Origin of the sequence: Streptomyces sp. LN549 (genome assembly GCF_043203805.1) — a bacterium.
In the GTDB taxonomy this organism is placed as follows: Bacteria; Actinomycetota; Actinomycetes; order Streptomycetales; family Streptomycetaceae; genus Streptomyces.
Window position 1 is genome coordinate 2,434,271 of sequence record NZ_JAZHRI010000002.1, and the last position, 18,920, is coordinate 2,453,190.

Consider the following 18,920-nt stretch of genomic DNA (forward strand, 5'->3'; position numbering starts at 1 on the left):
TGGCATGCCTCTGTTCCCTGGGCCTACCCCTCAGTACATTGACAACATGTCTAACACGCAGCCAGCGGCGGTCGCGTCGGAGCGGACCCCCATCAAGGCCCGCCGGGTCTCCTTCGCCTGGGACAGGACCCCCCTGCACTGGTTGCCGGGCGACCCGTTCTCCACGCACACCATGAACGTGCTCCATCTGCTGCTCCCGGCCGGGGAACGCTGGTTCATCCACGTCTACCGCCAGGTGCTCCCGTACATCCACGACGAGCAACTGCGCAAGGACGTCATCGGGTTCATCGGCCAGGAGTCGATGCACTCCCAGGCCCATGACGACGTGCTCCCGCACCTGAAGGAGCTCGGCCTCGACCCGACCCCGTACACCGCCCAGGTCGACTGGCTCTTCGAGAAGATGCTCGGCGACCGGACGCTGCCGCCGGGCCGGGCGCGCAAGTGGTGGCTGATGGAGCGGGTGGCGACGATCGCGGCGATCGAGCACTACACCGCGTTCCTCGGCGACTGGATCCTGAACGCCGACGAGCTGGAGCGGCGCGGCGCCGATCCCACGATGCTGGACCTGCTGCGCTGGCACGGCGCGGAGGAGGTCGAGCACCGCTCGGTCGCCTTCGATGTGTTCATGCATGTCGACGGCGGATACCGGCGGCGGGTGCGGACCTGGGCGACGGCGTTCTCCGCCCTGCTCTTCCTCTGGCAGCGCGGCACCCGGTTCTTCATGGAGAACGACCCGAGCCTGCTGGACGGCAAGGCGTCGTTCGGGCAGTTCTACCGCAGCGGCCGGCGGGGCACCCTGCCCAGCACCCCCGCGATGCTGCGCTCCATCCCGCGCTATCTGAGCCGTACGTACCACCCCTCGCAGGAGGGCAGTACCGCACAGGCCGTCGCCTATCTCGCCCACTCGCCCGCCGCGGTCGCGGCCGGGGCCCGCACGACGGAAGCCGGCTGACGATGCCCCTCCCCCTCCCCCGTCTGCGTACCGTCGCCGTGGTGGCCGGCGCCGCACTGCTCGCCAAGCGGGCGATGCGCCGGCGCATCGAGAAGTCCCCGCTGTGGCCGCTGCCCGCACTGGAGGAGCCGGTATCCGGCCGGGCACAGCGCCGCTCCACCACGGGCAGGCGGCTGCTGGTCACCGAGCGGACCATGCCTGCGGACGGCGTCGTACAGCTCCGTCTCGAAGGCCCGGACCTGCCGCCCTGGCAGCCCGGCGCGCATCTGGACCTGGTGCTGCCGTCCGGTCTGGTCCGTCAGTACTCGCTGTGCGGCGACCCGGCCGACCACGGCACGTACACCGTGGCGACCCGGCTGGCCGAGGACGGCCGCGGCGGTTCCCGCGAGGTGCACGCCCTGCTCCACGAGGGCCAGGAGATCGAGGTCCGCGGCCCGCGCAACCGCTTCCCGCTGGCAGAAGCCCCCTCGTACCTCTTCGTCGTCGGCGGCATCGGCATCACGCCGGTCCTTCCGATGCTGCGCGCCCTCGCGGCCTCGGGTGCCGACTGGCGGCTGCTGTACGGAGGGCGCAGCCGGGCGACGATGCCGTTCCTGGCGGAGATCGAGAAGCTGGACGGGGACGGCGACCGGGTCACCGTCGTCCCGCAGGACGAGGCGGGCCACCCGGACGTCGCGGCGGCCCTCGCGGAGGTGGCCGAGGGCACTGCGGTCCACTGCTGCGGCCCCGAGCCCTTGATGGACGCGGTCGCGGCCGCCCTCCCGCCGGGCTGCACCCTGCACCTGGAGCGGTTCTCCGCGTCGGGCGCGGACGCCGCCGGGTCGCTCCCGTTCGAGGTGGAGCTGCGCCGCTCGGGCCGCACCGTGCCGGTCGCGGCGGGTCAGTCGGTGCTCGCCGCCGTACGGGCCGAGCTGCCGCACGTCTCGTACTCCTGCGAGCAGGGCTTCTGCGGTACGTGCCAACAGCGCGTCCTGGAGGGCGAGGTCGAGCACCGGGACGACCTGCTGACGGACGCGGAGCGGCGCGAGTCGATGCTGATCTGCGTGTCGCGGTGCCGGGGCGGGCGGCTGGTACTGGACCTGTAGGGCGATGCGGGTGTTCCGGCTGCCCCGCGGCACCTGGCGGGGCTCCCGGCCCGCCGGTCGGTACCCTGTTCCTCATGACGACCGGGGTACGGCGCAGGATGGGCGTCGAGGAGCGCAGGCAGCAGCTGATCGGTGTCGCGCTGGAGTTGTTCAGTCACCGGTCCCCGGACGAGGTGTCGATAGACGAGATCGCCGCTGCCGCCGGGATCTCCCGGCCGCTGGTCTACCACTACTTCCCGGGCAAACAGAGCCTGTACGAGGCGGCGCTGCGGCGGGCGGCCGACGAGCTGGCCGCCCGGTTCCTGGAACCGCACGAAGGCCCCCTGGGGGCGCGGCTGTTGCGGGTGATGGGGCGGTTCTTCGACTTCGTCGACGACCACGGTCCCGGGTTCGCGGCGCTGATGCGAGGCGGGCCGGCGGTGGGTTCCTCGACGGCCAACGCGATGATCGACGGGGTGCGTCAGGCGGCCTGCGAGCAGATCCTGGCCCATCTTGACGTCGAGGAGCCCCCGGCCCGGCTCGAGTTGGTCGTGCGGTCGTGGGTGTCGCTCGCCGAGTCGACGGCCCTGATCTGGCTGGACGGGCGGAGGATTCCGCGTGCCGAGCTGGAGTTGCAGCTGGTGCACGACTTCGCCGCGCTGGCCGCCGTGAGTGCCGCGTACGACGAGGAGATGGCGGGCGTCGTGCTGCGCGTCCTCGCGCAGGAGCCGGCCGACGGGCCGTTCGGAGACCTGCTGGTGCGGCTCTCCTCACTTGCGCCCGCCGGGCCGGCCGTGCCTCCGCAGCGGCTGCGTTAGGGCCTCAGATCTTGCGGTAGGAGGGGTCGAGGTCGCGCGCCTCGACCGAGAGGTGGAGGGTCAGCCCGGCGGCCTGCCGGATGTGGCCTGCCAGCAGTTCCAGTACCGATTCCGTGAGCCCGGCCTTGATTTCGGGGGTGCGGCCGGGCAGCAGCGAGATGTCGACGTGCACGAGCGCGTCGCCGCCGGGTGCGTCGGCCACCACGGTCTCCTCGACCCGGCGGAACCGGGTCTTGCAGGCGGCGGTCTTCGTGGTGACCTTCTCGGCGATCAGCGGGTGCAGCGCGTCCGCGAAGCCGGGGCGGTCGAAGGTGTCGTCGAGTTCGGCGGAGTAGTCGACGGTGATCTGCGGCATGACGGGCTCCTGGGCAGGGCGTGGACGGTGGTCGCCCCTACCCTTCCCCCGGTCGGGGAAGGCGCACAAGCAGGAATCACTATGTGAGCAGTTCGCCGTGGAGGGCGAGGGCCAGGCCCGCCTCCGCGCCGTCGGAGCGGCCCCGTTCGAAGGCGCGCCGGTAGGCGGCGTCACCCACGGCGGCGCGGGCCTGGCGTTCGCAGGCCTCGCGCAGCGGGCCCAGTTCCGGGGTGCCGCGCTGGGGGTGACCGACCATCCGCCAGTAGATCTGCCCCGTGCCGTACACCCGGGCCGCTTCGGCGCCTTCGCCCTGGGCGGCGATCGCGGCGGCCAGGATGTCCAGGCCGAGTGCGATGCCGAAGCGGTCACGGAGCCGGTGCTTGCCCGCGAGCATGGACCGCGCATGCGCGGCGGCCGCGGCGGCGCGGCCCTGGAGCAGTGCGATCAGGGCGAGTTGGTAGTCGACATAGCTCAGGGTCCAGCACTCGTCCCTGGCCTCGCAGGCCGCGCGCAGGACGACGGCGGCCTCGGCCGCCTCGTCCAGGCGGCGGAGGCCGGTCAGGGCGAAGACGGTGATCAGGTGGCAGCGCAGCCGGTAGGCGGTTTCGAGCGGGGTGCCTGCCCCGGTGGTGCGCAGGACCCGGTCGGCCTCGCGCAGTCCCTTCTCCGGTTCGCCGGTCATCAGATGGGTGAGGCCGCGCAGGTAGGCGGCGGCGAGGACCCCCTCGTCGGTGCCGTCGTCCGCCGCCGCCCGTACGCACTCCTCGCCGATCCGCTCGGCGGCCGGGTAGTCGCCCTGGAGCAGGACGCAGATGCCGAGCACCCACAGGACGCGGGTGCGGTGGGGGCCGGTGGCCGGGCCGGCGTCCAGGGCGCGCTGGGCGTAGCCCCGGTTCTGCGCGAGGTGGCCGCAGCAGCACCAGAAGAAGCCGATCCGGCCGGCCATCTCCTGGGCGGCGGCGGGGTCGTGGGCCAGGAGGTGGTCGAGGGCTGCGCACAGGTCGGCGTGCGAATCGGCGATGCGGTGGTACCAGAGGATCTGGTCGTCGCCGGTCCAGCCCGCATGGGCGCCGCGGGCCAGTCGGAGGAAGCAGGCGGCGTGCCGGTCGGCGGCTGCGCGCTCCTCGCCGAGTTCGGCGAGCCACATCCGGCCGTACTCGCGCAGGGTGTCCAGCATGCGGTGGCGTTCGCCGTCACGGGCGACGACGGACTTGGCGACCAGGGTGCGCAGGGCCTGCGGGATCGCGTCCGCGGTGAGCGGCCCACCCGCGCAGACGGTGGTGGCCGTGTCCTCGTCGAAGTCGCCGCGCAGTACGGCGAGCCGGGCCCAGAGCAGCCGTTCCAGCGGGGTGCACAGTTCGTGGGACCAGCCGATGGTGGTGCGCAGGGTGCGGTGGCGCAGCGGCCTGAGCGTGGCGTCGGCGAACACGTCGAGGCGGGAGGCGAGCCGGCCGGCGATCTCCTGGGCGCTCTGGCGCCCGATGCCGGCGGCGGCGAGTTCGACGGCGAGGGGGATGCCTTCGAGGCGCCGGCAGATCTCGGCGACGGCCTCGACGGTGCCGGGTCCGTCGAGGGATGTGCCGGGGGCGGCGGCGGTCGCCCGCTCCCGGAACAGGGTGAGGGCGTCGGCCGTACCGTCGACGGGCAGCGGCCCCACGTCGACGGTCTGCTCGCCCTTCATGTTCAGGGGCTGTCTGCTGGTGGCGAGGACGGTGAGTCCTGGCGAGGTGGTGAGGATCTCACCGAGGAGGTGCGCGCAGGCGGGGCGCAGGTGTTCGCAGGAGTCCAGGACGAGCAGGAGCTGCTTGTCGTCGAGCCATTCGCACAGCACGTCGATGGGCATCCGCAGGGTGTGGTCGCTGAGTCCGACCGCGTCGGAGACGGTGGCCAGGAGCAGTTCGTCGCCGTGGAGCGGGGCGAGATCGACCCACCGGACACCGTCGCGGTACGCCGATTCCGCGCGCCCGGCCGCACGGACCGCCAGCCGGGTCTTGCCGACCCCGCCGGTACCGGTGAGGGTGGTCAGCCGGCCGGTGGCGAGGGAGTGTTCGATCCGGTCGAGCTCCGCCTCCCGTCCGACGAAGCTCGTGGTCTCCTCGGGAATGTTGCTCGCCATCGTCACCGTCGCTGACCAGGTGGAGCGGCCGGTCCCGGCCCCCGTGCCCCGTACGGCACCGGCAGACGATCGACGCCGGTGCGTACGGGAAAGGGGGCCGGGACCGGCCGGGTGGAGTGGGAGAGCGCGCCCGGGAGTGTGGTGCTGCGGCTCTCCCCGGCGGCTGCCCACACGGTAGTCCCGTTGCGGGTCAGCGCAGTGAGAACACCGCCACCGTGCGTCCCGGAACGGTGAAGCTTCCCGAACTCCTCTCGTACGTCGACTTCTTGACGGTAAGATCCGCGCCCGCCGCCTGGACGGGGTGCAGGGCGTAGTTCTTCCCGGCCAGGGCGGCGACCTTCTGGGTGGTGGCGCCGGGGGCCGCGTTGAGGACGACGACCAGCTTGCCGAGCCGCATGGTGATCACGCCGGGCGTCTCGTCCTTGCCGGAGAGCGGGAAGGAGAGCGTGGACTGCACCTGTCCGGCGGTGGAGAGGTCGAAGTCCTTCTCCGTGGACCGGATGGTGAGCAGGTCCTGGTACGCGGCCGAGGCGCCGTTGATCTGTGCGCAGCCGGGGCTGATCGCCGTGTTGGTCAGCAGCGGCTTCGCGTAGGACCACTTGGCCTGGTTGTCCGCGGCCGGCGGCAGTCCGCGGCCGAAGCCGTTGCCGGCGCTGCAGTCCCAGTGCAGGGCGTTGAACCAGTCGCCGCTGTCGAAGGAGTTGCGGTCCAGCGACTTGGAGCGCAGCAGGTCCGTGCCGGCCTGGGAGAGCGAGGGGCCCTGCGAGAGGGTGGCCGTCGCCATGGCCAGGACCTGCATGCGGGCCCGGTCGGCTGCCGAGGTGCCCGCCGGGAGCTTGAAGGCGAGGGCGTCGTACAGCGTCTCGTTGTCGTGGGCGTCGGAGTAGGCCAGGGCGTCGCCGGGGGCCGCGGCGTATCCGGCCGGGGCGCCGTTGTAGTCGACGCCCGAGCCCTTGACCGTGCTGCCGGTGGTGTCGGTGAAGGTGTAATCGGCGAGGTTGCCGGTGAGTCCGACCTTGATCAGGTCCTGGTAGTGGAGCAGCCGGGCCTTCTGCTCGGCCTCGGTGCCGTTGTGGGCGGAGGTGTTGGGGTCGGTGTAGAGGCCGGTGGCGAAGCCCTGCACGCCGGGGTCCTCGTCGAACGGGGAGCCGCCGCGCACGGCGTCGCGGGCCCGGTCGGAGAAGGTGGCGATGCCGGTGCCGGCCATGTTCTTCTGGGTGGCCTGGACGAAGCGGGCGTCGTCGGCGATCTCACCGAAGTTCCAGCCCTCCCCGTACAGGATGATCTTCTTGCCGTCGACGCCGTCCTTGGCGACGGTCAGCGCGTCGAGCGCCTTGCGGACGGCCAGGATGTTGGCCTTGGGGTGGTGGCCCATCAGGTCGAAGCGGAAGCCGTCGACCTTGTACTCCTTGGCCCAGGTGACGACGGAGTCCACGACGAGCTTGCCCATCATGGTGTTCTCGGGCGCGGTGTTGGCGCAGCAGGTGGAGGTGGCGACGGTGCCGTCCTCCAGCAGCCGCTGGTAGTAGCCGGGCACGATCCGGTCGAGGACGGACTTGTCGTCCTGACCGGAGGCGACGGTGTGGTTGTAGACGACGTCCATGACGGTCCGCAGACCGGCGCCGTTGAGCCCCTGCACCATCTGCCGGAACTCGACCGTCCGCTTGGTGCCGTCGGGGTCGGAGGCGTAACCGCCCTCGGGGACGGTGTAGTGCAGCGGGTCGTAGCCCCAGTTGAAGGCGTCCTTCGCGGCGGCCTTCGCCACGCAGGCCTGCTGCTCCTCGGAGTCGGGGGCGTAGACGGACAGGTCGCAGGCCGGCTTCTGCTGGTCCGACTTCTTCTCGGGGATGGTGCCGATGTCGAAGGCGGGCAGCAGGTGGACGTAGTTCGTGCCGGAGTCGGCGAGTTCCCTGAGGTGCTTCATCCCGTCCGAGCGGGTGTCGGTGAAGGCGAGGTACTCACCGGGGTGCTTGGACGTGGGGTCCGCGATCGAGAAGTCGCGGATCTGGAGTTCCTGGATCTGGGCGTCGCGCAGCGGCACGGCGGCGGGCTTGGCCAGCCCGCTCCAGCCCTTCGGTGCGAGCCTGCCGTCCTCGAGGTCGACCACGAGGCTCCGGGCGGAGTCGGTGGTCAGGGCGGTGGAGTAGGGGTCGGTGACCTTGTTGGTGACGAGCTTCTGGACGGTGGGAGCCCAGACGTTCACGGCGTACCGGTAGGGCTTGCCGTTCCAGCTCCTGTTTCCGGTGACGGACCAGACGCCGGTGCGGTCGTCGCGGCGCATCGGGACGGACTTGCCGTCGAGTTCGAGCGACACCGTCCTGGCGGTGGGCGCCCAGACGGACAGGGTGGGTGTGCCGTGCCGGAAGACCGGGCCGAGCGAGGCGCTGCTCGCCTTCGTCCCGTAGAGGTCGTCGAGCACCCCGGCGCTCTGTACTCCGGTGGCGGCGAGCAGGGCGCCGTTGGCCGCGCGCTGGGTGGCGATCAGCTGGCCGCGCAGGGCCTCGCGGACCCTGTCCCGGTCACGGGCGTCGACGGTGAAGGCCGGGTAGTCCTTGAGGTGCGGGTACTTGGCCTTCTGCGCGTCGGTCAGTGCCGACGGGCTGAGCCGCAGCCACTGGCCCTCGTCGGAGAGAGCGCCGTCGACGACGGAGATGCCGCCGCTCGATGCGTAGACGAGCTGCTGGCTGGTGGCGTCGGTGGCCTTCACCTTCCACACGACGGTGTCGGAATCGATCCACTGCGCCTCGGCCTTGGTGAGGTCGGGGGTGGGCACGCCCCCGGTCTGCGGCAGCAGATAGCCGGCCGTACCGCCGAGCATCCAGACCTCGTGGCCGTAGCTCGCGATGTCGAGCGACTGGTCGCTGGGCAGGTCCTTCTCGTCGCCGCGGTGCAGGATGTAGCTGAGTGAGGTGGCCCCGTCGGCGAGGGGGACCTCGAAGGTGACGCCGGAGGCGTCCTTCTTCACCGGCTGGAGCGGCTTGGACCAGTCGGTGGGTTCCTTGGCGCCGGTCCAGGTGTGCAGTCCCCAGCCGTCGTAGTCGCCGTCGGCCCGGTAGTAGTGCAGGACGGCCTTGGTGGTGTCCGGGGCGGGGTAGGCGCCGTCGGGGGCGGTGTCGGCCTGGCCGTCCTTGCCCTGCTCGATCCAGACCTGTCCGGTCTTCGCGAGGTCGACGGTGCGCTCGGCCCCGTCGGCCGTGCCGGACTTCTCGACGGTGTACGGGACCGCGGATGCGCCCTCCGGCACCTTGATCCAGGCGAAGGCGCCGTAGGCGTCCCGGCCGGCGAAGGCGGCGGTGGTGTCACCGGACCTGGCCTGCCAGCCTTCGTAGTCGCCGTCGGCGCGCTTGTAGTGGATGACGGCGTAGTCGCGTTCGACGGCGACGGGCTTCGCCGGGGCTGGTGCCTGGCCGGCGGTCGACGCGGCGATCGCGCTCGCGGTGCGTCCGGTGCGGTCGACGACGACGGCCTTGTAGCGCAGCGGCGTTCCGGCGGCGGTCGTGTCACCGATGGTCTGGGTGACCTTGTACGGGGCGTGGTCGGCGGAGCCGAGCGTCGTCCACTTGCCGTTGCCCTGCTGGGCGGCGAAGACGACCCGGTTGAGGGAGCCGCCGTCTACGTCGGCGGTGAGCTCGACCGTGCCGGTGGCGCCGGCGGCCGGTGCCTTCAGCGTGATCGAGGGCTTGGCCGCGGGGGCGTCCAGGGTCTTCGCGGCGCGGAGCACGATGCTGGACAGCGCCGGGACGGTGACGGAGATCCTCTTGTCGGCGCCGCTGCGAACCGTGCCGGAACCGCCGTACAGCGTACGGAAGTCCATTCCGGCGGACTCCGTGGACAGCTCGACGGTCTTCGCCGCGGTGCCGTTGTTGGTGGCGACGACGTACTCGTTGCTGTGCTCGGGGTCCGTACGGGAGAAGGCGTAGACGGTGCCCTCGGCGTACCGCTCGGTCTGGACGCCGTCGCGCAGCGCCGGGTTCTTCGCGGTCAGCTCGGAGAGGGCGGCGACGGACCGGTAGAGCGGGTGCGTGGTGTCGTACGCGTCGGAGGCGTGCGTGCGGTCGGTACCCAGCTCGTCGTCGTCGAGGTAGTCGGCGGTCTTCGAGGCGAACATCGTCTGGCGGGCGTCCTTGTCGCCGCCGGCGCCCGTGAAGCCCTGCTCGTCGCCGTAGTAGACGACGGGGTTGCCGCGGCTGAGGAACATCAGCTCGTTGGCGAGCTCGGCGCGCTTGACCAGCTCCGCGTCATCGGCCTTCGGGTTGTCCTGCTTCAGGAAGGTGCCGATGCGGCCCATGTCGTGGTTGCCGAGGAACTTCACCTGCTCGTAGGCGTTGGCCTTGTCGGTGGTGTACCGGTAGTCGTCACCGAAGACGGCGGCGAGCTTGGAGGCCGGGGCGCCCTGCGAGGCGTACTGACGGGCCGCTTCCTGGAAGGGGAAGTCGAGCGTCGCGTCCAGCCGCCCCTGGGTGACGTAGGGCGAGGTGATCGCGGTGTCGGCGGAGTAGACCTCGCCGAACATGAAGAAGTCCTTGCGGCCGTGCTTCGCCGCGTAGGTGTCGAGCGCGGTCGCCCACTGGGTCCAGAAGTCCAGGTCGACGTGTTTGACGGTGTCGATCCGGAAGCCGTCGATGTCGAAGTCGCGGACCCACTTCTCGTAGATCTTCTCCATGCCGGAGACGACCTCGGGCCGCTCGGTCCACAGGTCGTCGAGCCCGGAGAAGTCGCCGTACGTGGTGGACTCGCCGGCATAGGTCGAGTCGCCGCGGTTGTGGTACATCGTCGGGTCGTTGAGCCAGGACGGCGTCTTGCCGCCGGTGGTGACCGGCTTGTACGGGAAGGAGTCGGCGTCCGTCCTCGCCATGCCCGCGGCGTCGTCGAAGGGCCGGCCGTTCCGGTCCAGGTACGGGTAGGCGCCCTTGGGCTTGTAGCCGTAGGTCTTCTCGGCGTAGTCGACGGTGTCGGCGGTGTGGTTGGTGATGACGTCGAAGAAGACCTTCATGCCCTTGCGGTGGGCCTGTTCGATCAGCTTCGCCAGGTCGGCGTTGGTCCCGAAGTGCGGGTCGACCTGGGTGAAGTCGGTGATCCAGTAGCCGTGGTAGCCGGCCGATGCGTCCTTGCCGGTGCCCTGGACGGGCCGGTTCCTGAAGATCGGGGCGAGCCAGATGGCGGTGGTGCCGAGCCCCTTGATGTAGTCGAGGCGGCTGGTCATCCCCTTGAGGTCGCCGCCCTGGTAGAACCCCTTGTCGGTGGGGTCGTACCCGGTCTCCAGCCGCGAACCGGTCAGCCCGCCCTTGTCGTTGCCGGAGTCGCCGTTGGCGAAGCGGTCGGGCATGACGAAGTAGAACTGCTCGCGGGTCAGGTCGTGGCGGTCGGGCTGGGAGGCCAGCTTGGCGTCCGACGGCGCGGCGGGCGGCCTGGCCGCGGCGGCGGGCAGCGCGGGCACGAGAGCCGCGCACAGGGCGGCCGCGACGACGGCTGGTGCCGTTCTTCGCGCGGGCACGCGCAGGGACGGACGTATCACTCGGGTTCTCCTCGAAGGGGTACGGGTGCAGGGCCGGACGGGCCGGTGAGGACCCGTCCGGTGGGTGGGGCGGAGGGGGTCAGCTGCGCCAGACGTCGGCGGTCAGCGTGACCTTGCCGGAGGACGGCACCGTGGCCGTGCGGTTGGCACCGCTCTCCCAGGTGACGTTGCCGCTCGCGTCCTTGCGGACGTACTTGTACTCGAACGACGTGCCGGCGGCCAGGCTCACGTCGAGCTTCCAGACGGGGTACGTGGCCGGGTCCAGCTTCAGTGCGGCGGCGGGGTTCCAGTTGCCGAGGGCGGACTGGTTGCCGGTGACGTAGATGTTCTGGCCGAGCTGGGTGGTGGCGCTGACGCCGAAGGAGGCTCCGGACGTGCCCGTGCCGGGGTCGGTCGGGTCGGTCGGGTCCGTGGTGCCGCCGCCGGTACAGGTGCGGGCGCCGGTCTGGAGGGCGAGAGCCGTGTTGGCGCCGAGCGTGGCGGTGAACTGGCCGGAGCCGTTGACCGTGACGCCGTTGCCGGACTGGATGTCGCAGTAGTCGCCGGCGGGCAGCGAGGTCTGGAACGTCCGGGTCAGCGAGGAGCCTTCGTGGTTGATCGCGACGTACGCCTTGGAGCCGCGGCCGAAGGCGATCTGGTCGCCGCCGTTGTCCCACCAGTTGGTGACGGCCTCACCGCGCGCGGTGTTGCGGAAGCCGACCATGGAGGAGATCTCGCGCCAGGCGTGCTGGCACTTCCAGCCGTCGCTGAAGCAGGCGTTCACCGTGCCGCCGCTGGGCGGACCGGCGTCCTTGTCGGACCACTCGTAGCCGGAGTGCACATCGGGCGAGCCGTAGGGCCAGGCCAGCATGAACACGCTGGCGAGCGTGTAGTTGGCGCCGTCCTTGTAGTTCAGCGTCTCGCCGTTGCGCTCGGTGTCGTGGTTGTCGACGAAGACCGCGGCCTTCGAGGAGGACATGAAGCCCCAGCCCTCGCCGAAGTTCTTCAGATTGGCGAGGTTCTCGTTGTTGAAGACCTGCTTGAGGCTGCGGGCGTAGCGGAACTCCTGGACGTCGCCGGTGCCGGCGTACTCGTCGGGCGAGACGGCCTCGCCGGCGCCGTAGATCGCCTCCTGCTTCCAGTAGGCGCCGGCGTTGCTCAGCCGGGACTTGATGTTGGCGAGGTCGGCGGCGGGCATGTGCTTGGCGGCATCGATGCGGAACCCGTCGACGCCGAGCGAGAGCAGGTCGTTGAGGTATCCGGCGATCTTGCCTCGGACGTAGTCCTCACCGGTGTCCAGGTCGGCGAGGCCCACGAGTTCGCAGTTCTGGACGTTGCCGCGGTCGCCGTAGTTGTTGATGTTCGACTGGCAGTCGTTCATGTCGTTGACCGAGTACAGGCCGGGGTAGTCGTACTTGCTGTACGAGGACCCTCCGGTGCCCGTACCCGAGCCGGATGACATGTGGTTGATGACCGAGTCCGCCACGACCTTGACGCCCGCGCTGTGGCAGGTGCTGACCATGTTGGCGAAGGAGGTGCGGTCACCGAGCCGTCCGGCGATCTTGTAGCTGACCGGCTGGTACGAGGTCCACCACTGCCCGCCCTGGATGTGCTCCTGGGGCGGCGAGACCTGCACGTAGCCGTAGCCTGCCGGGCCGAGGGAGTCCGTACAGGCCTTCGCGACGGAGTCGAACTTCCACTCGAAGAGGACGGCGGTGACGTCCTTGGTGCCCGGGGCGGATGCCTGCGCGTTCGTGGCGGGGACCACGAGGGCGGCGGCGCCCGCTATGAGGGCGAGCGCGGCAGACAGGGGTCTGCTGGCCATGGTTTCCTCCTGCGGTGGGGGAAATGCGGGTGACGGTGCAGCCTCATACGGCAACGCGCCCTGCCCTCAAGGCTCCTGAAGGTTCTTGCTGCAAGAATGCAAACCTTGCCGCGGGGAGACCGTACGAGTCCGCCAGGTTCCGGTCAACCCTTTGGACATGAGCTGCTCACATCCGCGAAATGTTGGAGATTTCTTCCTGCAAGGTCTTACGCAAGACATTGCAGCGCTGTTACCTTTTCCCCGACTCCGGTCCGGTCGGCCGGGGGTCCCGGCACCTCGGGCCCCACGCGCCCGGCCGGCCGGGCCGGTCACACCACCGGAAAGGCCCCGAGGCCGCTTCCCCGCCGGCCCATCCGGGCCGGCCTCGGGGCCTCTCCTGTGCGTGACCCCCGCAGCCGCGATCCACTCGCGGACGATGACGGACCATCAGGAACCGCACCGCCGCGGCAGGACCGGCAGGCCTCACTAGACTCGCCTTCCATGTGGCCAGAACAGCAGTCGCCCGCCGATCAGCCGAACCCGCGGGCCGAATACCCCGGTTCGACTCCCCCGCAGTCCGGTCTGCCGGGCCCCGACTGGCACGCCGCACCCACACTCGGCATGGGTACCCCCGAGCCCCGCCGCCCTCGGAACAGAACCGTGACCGCTGTCGTGGCGGCTTCCGCGGCGGTCGTCGTGGCCTGCGGCGTGACCGGCTTCCTGGTGCTCCGCGACGACGGGGGCGAGGGGAACGCGAAGACCGACGCGAAGCCCGCGGCGACGGGCTCGGCGAGCCCCGACGGCACGGACCGGTCCGCGGCCGAGGGCGGTACGGGCCCGCTCGTCCCCGGCTGGAACACAGTGGTCAACGCCAAGCGCGGCATCACCTTCGACGTGCCCGCCGCCTGGGCGCGGCAGTCCGCGAGCTGGGTCAGCTACGTCGCGGAGGACGACGACCCCGAGGAGAAGCCGCTGGTCGCGATGATGGCCCCGGCGGTCCTCAAGGAGAAGTGGTGCACGTCCGACGACGACAAGAACGGCACCGCGGAGGACACCCCGCTCGCCTCGACGGGCACCACCGGGGAGAAGGGCTCGAAGAGCGCCGCCGAGGCCGCCGAGGACACCGCGAAGAACTGGGTCTACGGCGCCTACACCCAGCCCGACAGGACACGCCTCACGGTCGGCAAGGCCGAGCCGTACCGGACGAAGACGGGCGTCGAGGGCAGCCTCGTGACCGTCACGTCGTCCGGGACGCCGAAGAAGGGCAAGTGCGACACCGACGGCAAGGCGGTGACGTTCGCCTTCAAGAACGCGGAGGGCGGCTTCGTGTCGTGGACCTACTTCGGGGCGCACGGGGTTCCCGACGAGGTGTCCGACACCACGATCCGTCAGATCCTCAGCACGGTACGGCTCTTCAAGAAGGGCGACGGGCAGGACTGAGCGGAACGCCGCCGTGGACCGGGCGGGTACGCGAGACGGGGCCGGGTCCCCCCTCCGGACCCGGCCCCGTCTCCGCGCCCGTTCACACGCTGCGCAGCGCCGCCGTGGACCCCCGTACCACCAGCTCCGGCTGGAAGACGTACTCCGTGCGCTGCACGGGACTTCCGCCGATCTCCTCCAGCAGCGCGCCCACCGCGGCCGCCGCCATCGCCTGCACGGGCTGGCGCACCGTGGTCAGCGGCGGGTCGGTGAACGCGATGAGCTGCGAGTCGTCGAACCCGACCACGGACACGTCGCGCGGCACGTCGAGTCCGCGGTCCCGGGCGGCACGCACCACGCCCAGCGCCATCAGGTCGCTGCCGCAGACGATGCCCGTGCAGCCCTGGTCCAGCAGTGCACCGGCCGCCACCTGACCGCCCTCGACGCTGAACAGCGTGGAGCAGACCAGGGTTTCGGCGTCGGCGCGGTCCAGGCCCAGCAACGAGACCGCAGCGTCCACGAACCCGTCCCGCTTGCGGCGGGAGGGCACGTAGCGCTGCGGTCCGATGGCCAGACCGACCCGGCGGTGGCCGAGTTCGGAGAGATGCCCCACGGCCATCCGCACGGCAGCGTTGTCATCGGGCGAGACGAACGGGGCGCTGATCCGCTCGTTGTAGCCGTTGATCAGTACGAACGGCACGCCGCGGTCGGTCAGCGCGGCGTAGCGCGCCGGGTCGGCCGAGGTGTCGGCGTGCAGTCCGGAGAGGAACACGATGCCGCCGACGCCGCGTTCGACGAGCTGCTCGACGAGCTCGTCCTCCGTGGCGCCGCCGGGCAGCTGGGTACAGAGCACCGGCGTGTAGCCGTGGCCCGCCAGGACCTGTTCGACCGACTGCGCGAACGCCGGGAAGATCGGGTTGGTGAGCTCGGGCGTCACCAGTCCGATCAGCCCGGCGCTGCGCTGCCGCAGCCGTACGGGACGTTCGTAGCCCAGGATGTCGAGCGCCGCGAGCACCCGCTGACGCGTGGTGTCCGCGACGCCCGGCTTGCCGTTGAGCACCCGGCTGACGGTCGCCTCGCTGACGGACGCCTGGCCGGCGATGTCCGACAGTCTCAGCGCGCCGCCCGTGCCGGGGCCTCGCGGCAGGGGAACACTCACACCGTCCACCACACCGTGGTGTCCGCCGGCAGCTCGATCTCGGCGCCGTCGGCGTGGACCGGGGTGCTGGACAGCAGGACGGTGCCGCGCACGGGGACGCGGACCGGGGCGCCCGTCGTGTTGACGGTGCAGACGAAGCCGGGGCGGGCGAAGACCAGTACGCCCTCGGGGGCGTCCAGCCACTCCACCTCGGTTCCGGCGCCGAGCCCGGGGTGCACCCGGCGGGCGGCGATCGCGGCCCGGTACAGCTCCAGGGTGGAGCCTGCCGCGCCGGTCTGGGCCTCGATGCTCAGCTCGCCCCAGCCGGTGGGCTGCGGCAGCCAGCTGCCGCCGTCGCCGAAGCCGTACGAGCTGCCCTCACGGGTCCACGGGATCGGCACGCGGCAGCCGTCGCGGAAGCCGTCCTGGCCCTCGGCCCGGAAGAACGACGGGTCCTGGCGGGCCTCGTCGGGCAGGTCGGTGACGTCGGGCAGGCCGAGCTCCTCGCCCTGGTAGACGTAGGCGGAGCCGGGCAGCGCCAGCATCAGCAGGCTGGCCGCGCGGGCCCGGCGCAGGCCCAGCTCGCGGTCGCCCGCGGTGCGGATCTGGGTGCCGAGGCCGGCCGGGTTGGCGAACCGGGTCGCGTGCCGGGTGACGTCGTGGTTGGAGAGCACCCAGGTGGTGGGGGCGCCGACCGGACGCATGGCGTTCAGCGAGGTGTCGATGACCGTGCGCAGCTCGGCCGCGTCCCAGGCGGTCGACAGGTACTGGAAGTTGAAGGCCTGGTGCATCTCGTCGGGGCGCACGTAGTTGGCGGTGCGCTCGACGGTCGGGGTCCACGCCTCGGCCACCGCGATACGCCCGCCAGTCGCCCGCCGCCGCCCCTCTGACGAAGGCCCTTCGGGCCCCATGGTGTCGGGGTACTCGTCGAGGATGGTGCGCCAGCTGCGGTAGATCTCGTGCACACCGTCCTGGTCGAAGAACGGCATGACATCGTTTCCGAGCAGCTTCAGCTGGTCGTGCGCGCCCAGGTCGGGCAGCCCCTCGGCCTTGACGAGACCGTGCGCGACGTCGACCCGGAAGCCGTCGACGCCCATGTCGAGCCAGAAGCGCAGGATCGAGCGGAACTCGTCGGCGACGGCCGGGTGTTCCCAGTTGAAGTCGGGCTGCTCGGGCGCGAAGAGGTGGAGGTACCACTCGCCGGGCGTACCGTCCGGGTCGGTGGTCCGGGTCCAGGCCGGTCCGCCGAAGATGGACTCCCAGTCGTTGGGCGGGAGTTCACCGTCGGCACCCTTGCCGGGGCGGAAGTGGTAGCGCTCGCGCAGGGCGGAGCCGGGGCCCTCGGCGAGCGCACGCTTGAACCACTCGTGCTGGTCGGAGGAGTGGTTGGGCACCAGGTCGACGATGATCCGCAGGCCCAGGTCGTGGGCGTCCCGGATCAGGGCGTCGGCGTCCAGCAGGGTGCCGAACATCGGGTCGATGGCCCGGTAGTCGGCGACGTCGTAGCCCGCGTCGGCCTGCGGGGAGGCGTAGAAGGGGCTGAGCCACACCGCGTCGACGCCGAGGTCTCTGAGGTACGGGAGCCGGGCGGTGACGCCTGCGAGATCGCCCATGCCGTCGCCGTTGCCGTCGGCGAAGCTGCGCGGATAGACCTGGTAGATCACCGCGTCCTGCCACCAGCCGGTGCGGTGGCCCGGGGCATCGTCGGACGTGCCGGTGGAGGGGGCAGCGAGGTGCTGGGTCATGTCGTCCCTGGGGTGTCTGGGTGGGGAGTGGCGCCGGGACCGGGTCGGGATGCCGGCGCCACCGTGACTGGTGCGTGCGGGTCGTACGGCCGTGCTGCTGCGGACCTCAGCCCTTGACGGCTCCGGCGGACATGCCGGTGACGAGGTGCTTCTGCGCGAACAGGAAGACCAGGGCCGCGGGTATCGCGATGAGCACGGACGCGGCGGTCATCGGGCCCCACTGGGCCCCGTACCGGTTGACGAACAGCTGCAGTCCGCCCGCGAGCGTGAGGTTGTCCTCGCCGACCATGAAGGCGGAGGCGTACGCCACCTCGCCCCAGGCGGTGATGAAGGAGTAGAACGCGGTGACGGCGAGGCCGGGCTTGGCCAGCGGCAGGATGAGCCGCCAGAACGTGCCGAACGGGGTGAGGCCGTCGACCTGGCCCGACTCGTCGATCTCGCGCGGGATCGTGTCGAAGAAGCCCTTCATCATCCAGGCGCAGAACGGCACCGAGATGGTGAGGTAGGTGATGACCAGACCAGCCGGCTTATTCAGCAGCCCCATGCTCGCCATGATGTTGTAGATCGGCACGATGAGGACGGCGACCGGGAACATCTGGGTGATCAGCAGCGTCCACATCAGTCCGCGCTTGCCGGGGAAGCGGAAGCGGCTGACGGCGTAACCGGTGGAGGCGGAGACGAACACGCCGAGGAGCGTGGTGAGCCCCGCGACGACCACCGAGTTGCCGAACCAGGTCAGGAACTTCGTGTTCTGAAGCAGGTTCGTGTAGTTCTCGAAGGTCGTCTCTTTGAAGAAGTCCGTGGTGGTCGCGAACTCGGCGGGCTTCAGCGAGGTGAGCAGAACCCAGAGCACGGGAAAGATCGCGACCACGGACGCGACGATCAGCGTCAGATGCAGTGCGGTGGAGGCCAGGGGCGAACGCTCGCCGCGCGCCCGGACCTTGGGCGCGGAGTGCCGCGCGGCGGAGGTGGGTGCGGTGGTCACCAGTCGTCTCCCTGGGTGCGGAGGACTCGCCGGTACACGGCGGCGAAGAGCATCAGGAGTACGAGGATCAGCACGCCCCACGTGGAGGACTGCGCGAAGTCGCGCGGGCTGATCTCGAAGGAGAACTTGTACGCCTGCGTCACCAGGATCTGAGTGGCGTCGCCGGGCCCGCCGCCGGTCAGCAGGAAGATCACCGGGAACATGTTGAAGGTCCAGATGGTGGAGAGCAGGATCACGGTCGTGGAGACCGGCCGCAGTCCGGGCAGCGTGATGTGGCGGAAGCGCTGCCAGGCGGTGGCGCCGTCCATCTCGGCGGCCTCGTAGTGCTCGCTGGGGATGGACTGCAGGCCGCCGAGGAGGGCGACCATCATGAACGGCACACCGAGCCACACGTTGACGGCGATGACGGAGATCTTCGCCCAGGTGGGGTCGTCGAGCCAGGGGATGCCGTCGAAGCCGCCGCCGGAGAGGATCTTGTTGAGCAGCCCGCGGTCCTCGTTGTAGAGGAAGCGCCAGGCGAAGACGGAGACGAAGCCGGGGATGGCCCAGGGCAGGATGAGTGCCATCCGGTAGGCGGAACGCCCGGCGATCCTGCGGTTGAGGATGTTCGCGAGCGCCATGCCGAGGGTGAAGGTGATGGCCACGCAGGAGACCGTCCACACCAGGGTCCACCCGAGCGTGCCGAGGAACTGGTCGCCGGTGAGCGCGTCGGTGTAGTTGTCCACGCCCACGAACTTGTACGTGGCGGGCAGGTGGTTGACACCGATGGACCGCGCGACGTTGCGCTCGTTGGCGTCGGTCAGCGACAGGTAGATGCCGCGGACCAGCGGATACCCGATGATCACGCCGATCACGATGACGACCGGGGCGACCATGGTCCAGGCGTACCAGTGGGTCGACAGAGCCCGCCGGAGCCTGCTCGGGGGTGGTGGGTTACCAGTACCGCGGCTCCGGCCGCGGGCGACGTCGTCGCCCGCGGCCTTCGCCACCGACTGGCTGGTGTGGACAGCCATCAGTCGGCCTGCCTTCC

At 70.8% G+C, this 18,920-nt stretch carries 12 protein-coding genes; 4 read left to right on the forward strand and 8 right to left on the reverse strand.

Annotated features, from left to right (window positions below):
• Window positions 1–46: 46 nt before the first annotated feature.
• From SH922_RS10755 to SH922_RS10765, 3 genes are all read left to right on the forward strand, one after another.
• Window positions 47–952, forward strand: a complete 906-nt coding sequence (locus SH922_RS10755; RefSeq protein WP_393057318.1) for a metal-dependent hydrolase — start codon at window positions 47–49, stop codon at window positions 950–952.
• 2 nt (window positions 953–954) lie between these two features.
• Entirely contained in the window at window positions 955–2,037 is a 1,083-nt protein-coding gene (locus SH922_RS10760; RefSeq protein ID WP_393057320.1) for a PDR/VanB family oxidoreductase, read from the forward strand.
• A gap of 74 nt (window positions 2,038–2,111) precedes the next feature.
• A complete protein-coding gene (locus SH922_RS10765) occupies window positions 2,112–2,834 on the forward strand; it encodes a TetR/AcrR family transcriptional regulator (protein WP_393057322.1) in 723 nt (240 codons plus the stop codon).
• Window positions 2,835–2,838: 4 nt separating this feature from the next.
• On the opposite strand, the gene SH922_RS10770 is transcribed toward SH922_RS10765, so the two are convergent.
• The 4 genes from SH922_RS10770 to SH922_RS10785 all read right to left on the reverse strand — a co-directional run bounded on the left by SH922_RS10770 (window position 2,839) and on the right by SH922_RS10785 (window position 12,624).
• On the reverse strand, window positions 2,839–3,189 hold the full coding sequence (locus SH922_RS10770; protein WP_393057324.1) for a 5-carboxymethyl-2-hydroxymuconate Delta-isomerase: 351 nt from the start codon (window positions 3,187–3,189) through the stop codon (window positions 2,839–2,841).
• A gap of 79 nt (window positions 3,190–3,268) precedes the next feature.
• On the reverse strand, window positions 3,269–5,305 hold the full coding sequence (locus SH922_RS10775; RefSeq protein WP_393057326.1) for an ATP-binding protein: 2,037 nt from the start codon (window positions 5,303–5,305) through the stop codon (window positions 3,269–3,271).
• A gap of 190 nt (window positions 5,306–5,495) precedes the next feature.
• Window positions 5,496–10,820 carry a pullulanase-type alpha-1,6-glucosidase gene (pulA, locus tag SH922_RS10780; RefSeq protein WP_393057328.1) on the reverse strand — a complete coding sequence of 1,775 codons (5,325 nt, stop codon included), beginning with the start codon at window positions 10,818–10,820 and terminating at the stop codon, window positions 5,496–5,498.
• Window positions 10,821–10,899: 79 nt separating this feature from the next.
• Window positions 10,900–12,624 (reverse strand): carbohydrate-binding module family 20 domain-containing protein, encoded by a 1,725-nt coding sequence (locus SH922_RS10785; RefSeq protein ID WP_393057331.1) that lies wholly within the window; start codon window positions 12,622–12,624, stop codon window positions 10,900–10,902.
• Between the two features lie 600 nt (window positions 12,625–13,224).
• Between SH922_RS10785 and SH922_RS10790 the strand changes: the two genes are divergently transcribed.
• Window positions 13,225–14,043, forward strand: coding sequence for a hypothetical protein (locus SH922_RS10790; RefSeq protein WP_393063520.1), 819 nt, complete (start codon window positions 13,225–13,227; stop codon window positions 14,041–14,043).
• A gap of 82 nt (window positions 14,044–14,125) precedes the next feature.
• Here SH922_RS10790 and SH922_RS10795 read toward each other — a convergent pair whose 3' ends face one another.
• From SH922_RS10795 to SH922_RS10810, 4 genes are all read right to left on the reverse strand, one after another.
• Complete coding sequence (locus SH922_RS10795) at window positions 14,126–15,193, reverse strand: LacI family DNA-binding transcriptional regulator (RefSeq protein WP_393057333.1); 1,068 nt, start codon at window positions 15,191–15,193, stop codon at window positions 14,126–14,128.
• A complete protein-coding gene (locus SH922_RS10800; RefSeq protein WP_393057335.1) occupies window positions 15,178–16,905 on the reverse strand; it encodes a glycoside hydrolase family 13 protein in 1,728 nt (575 codons plus the stop codon). The genes SH922_RS10795 and SH922_RS10800 overlap by 16 nt, the downstream gene beginning before the upstream one ends.
• A gap of 106 nt (window positions 16,906–17,011) precedes the next feature.
• On the reverse strand, window positions 17,012–17,890 hold the full coding sequence (locus tag SH922_RS10805) for a sugar ABC transporter permease (RefSeq protein WP_393057337.1): 879 nt from the start codon (window positions 17,888–17,890) through the stop codon (window positions 17,012–17,014).
• Window positions 17,887–18,903, reverse strand: a complete 1,017-nt coding sequence (locus tag SH922_RS10810; RefSeq protein WP_393057339.1) for a carbohydrate ABC transporter permease — start codon at window positions 18,901–18,903, stop codon at window positions 17,887–17,889. Before SH922_RS10810 ends, SH922_RS10805 begins: the two co-directional genes overlap by 4 nt.
• Between the last annotated feature and the right edge of the window lie 17 nt (window positions 18,904–18,920).

Bases quoted from the DNA above. Each gene is read 5' to 3' on its own strand.
- SH922_RS10755 (WP_393057318.1), top strand. From the start codon at position 47: ATGTCTAACACGCAGCCAGCGGCGGTCGCGTCGGAGCGGACCCCCATC.
- SH922_RS10760 (WP_393057320.1), top strand. From the start codon at position 955: ATGCCCCTCCCCCTCCCCCGTCTGCGTACCGTCGCCGTGGTGGCCGGC.
- SH922_RS10765 (WP_393057322.1), top strand. From the start codon at position 2,112: ATGACGACCGGGGTACGGCGCAGGATGGGCGTCGAGGAGCGCAGGCAG.
- SH922_RS10770 (WP_393057324.1), bottom strand. From the start codon at position 3,189: ATGCCGCAGATCACCGTCGACTACTCCGCCGAACTCGACGACACCTTC.
- SH922_RS10775 (WP_393057326.1), bottom strand. From the start codon at position 5,305: ATGGCGAGCAACATTCCCGAGGAGACCACGAGCTTCGTCGGACGGGAG.
- SH922_RS10785 (WP_393057331.1), bottom strand. From the start codon at position 12,624: ATGGCCAGCAGACCCCTGTCTGCCGCGCTCGCCCTCATAGCGGGCGCC.
- SH922_RS10790 (WP_393063520.1), top strand. From the start codon at position 13,225: ATGGGTACCCCCGAGCCCCGCCGCCCTCGGAACAGAACCGTGACCGCT.
- SH922_RS10800 (WP_393057335.1), bottom strand. From the start codon at position 16,905: ATGACCCAGCACCTCGCTGCCCCCTCCACCGGCACGTCCGACGATGCC.
- SH922_RS10810 (WP_393057339.1), bottom strand. From the start codon at position 18,903: ATGGCTGTCCACACCAGCCAGTCGGTGGCGAAGGCCGCGGGCGACGAC.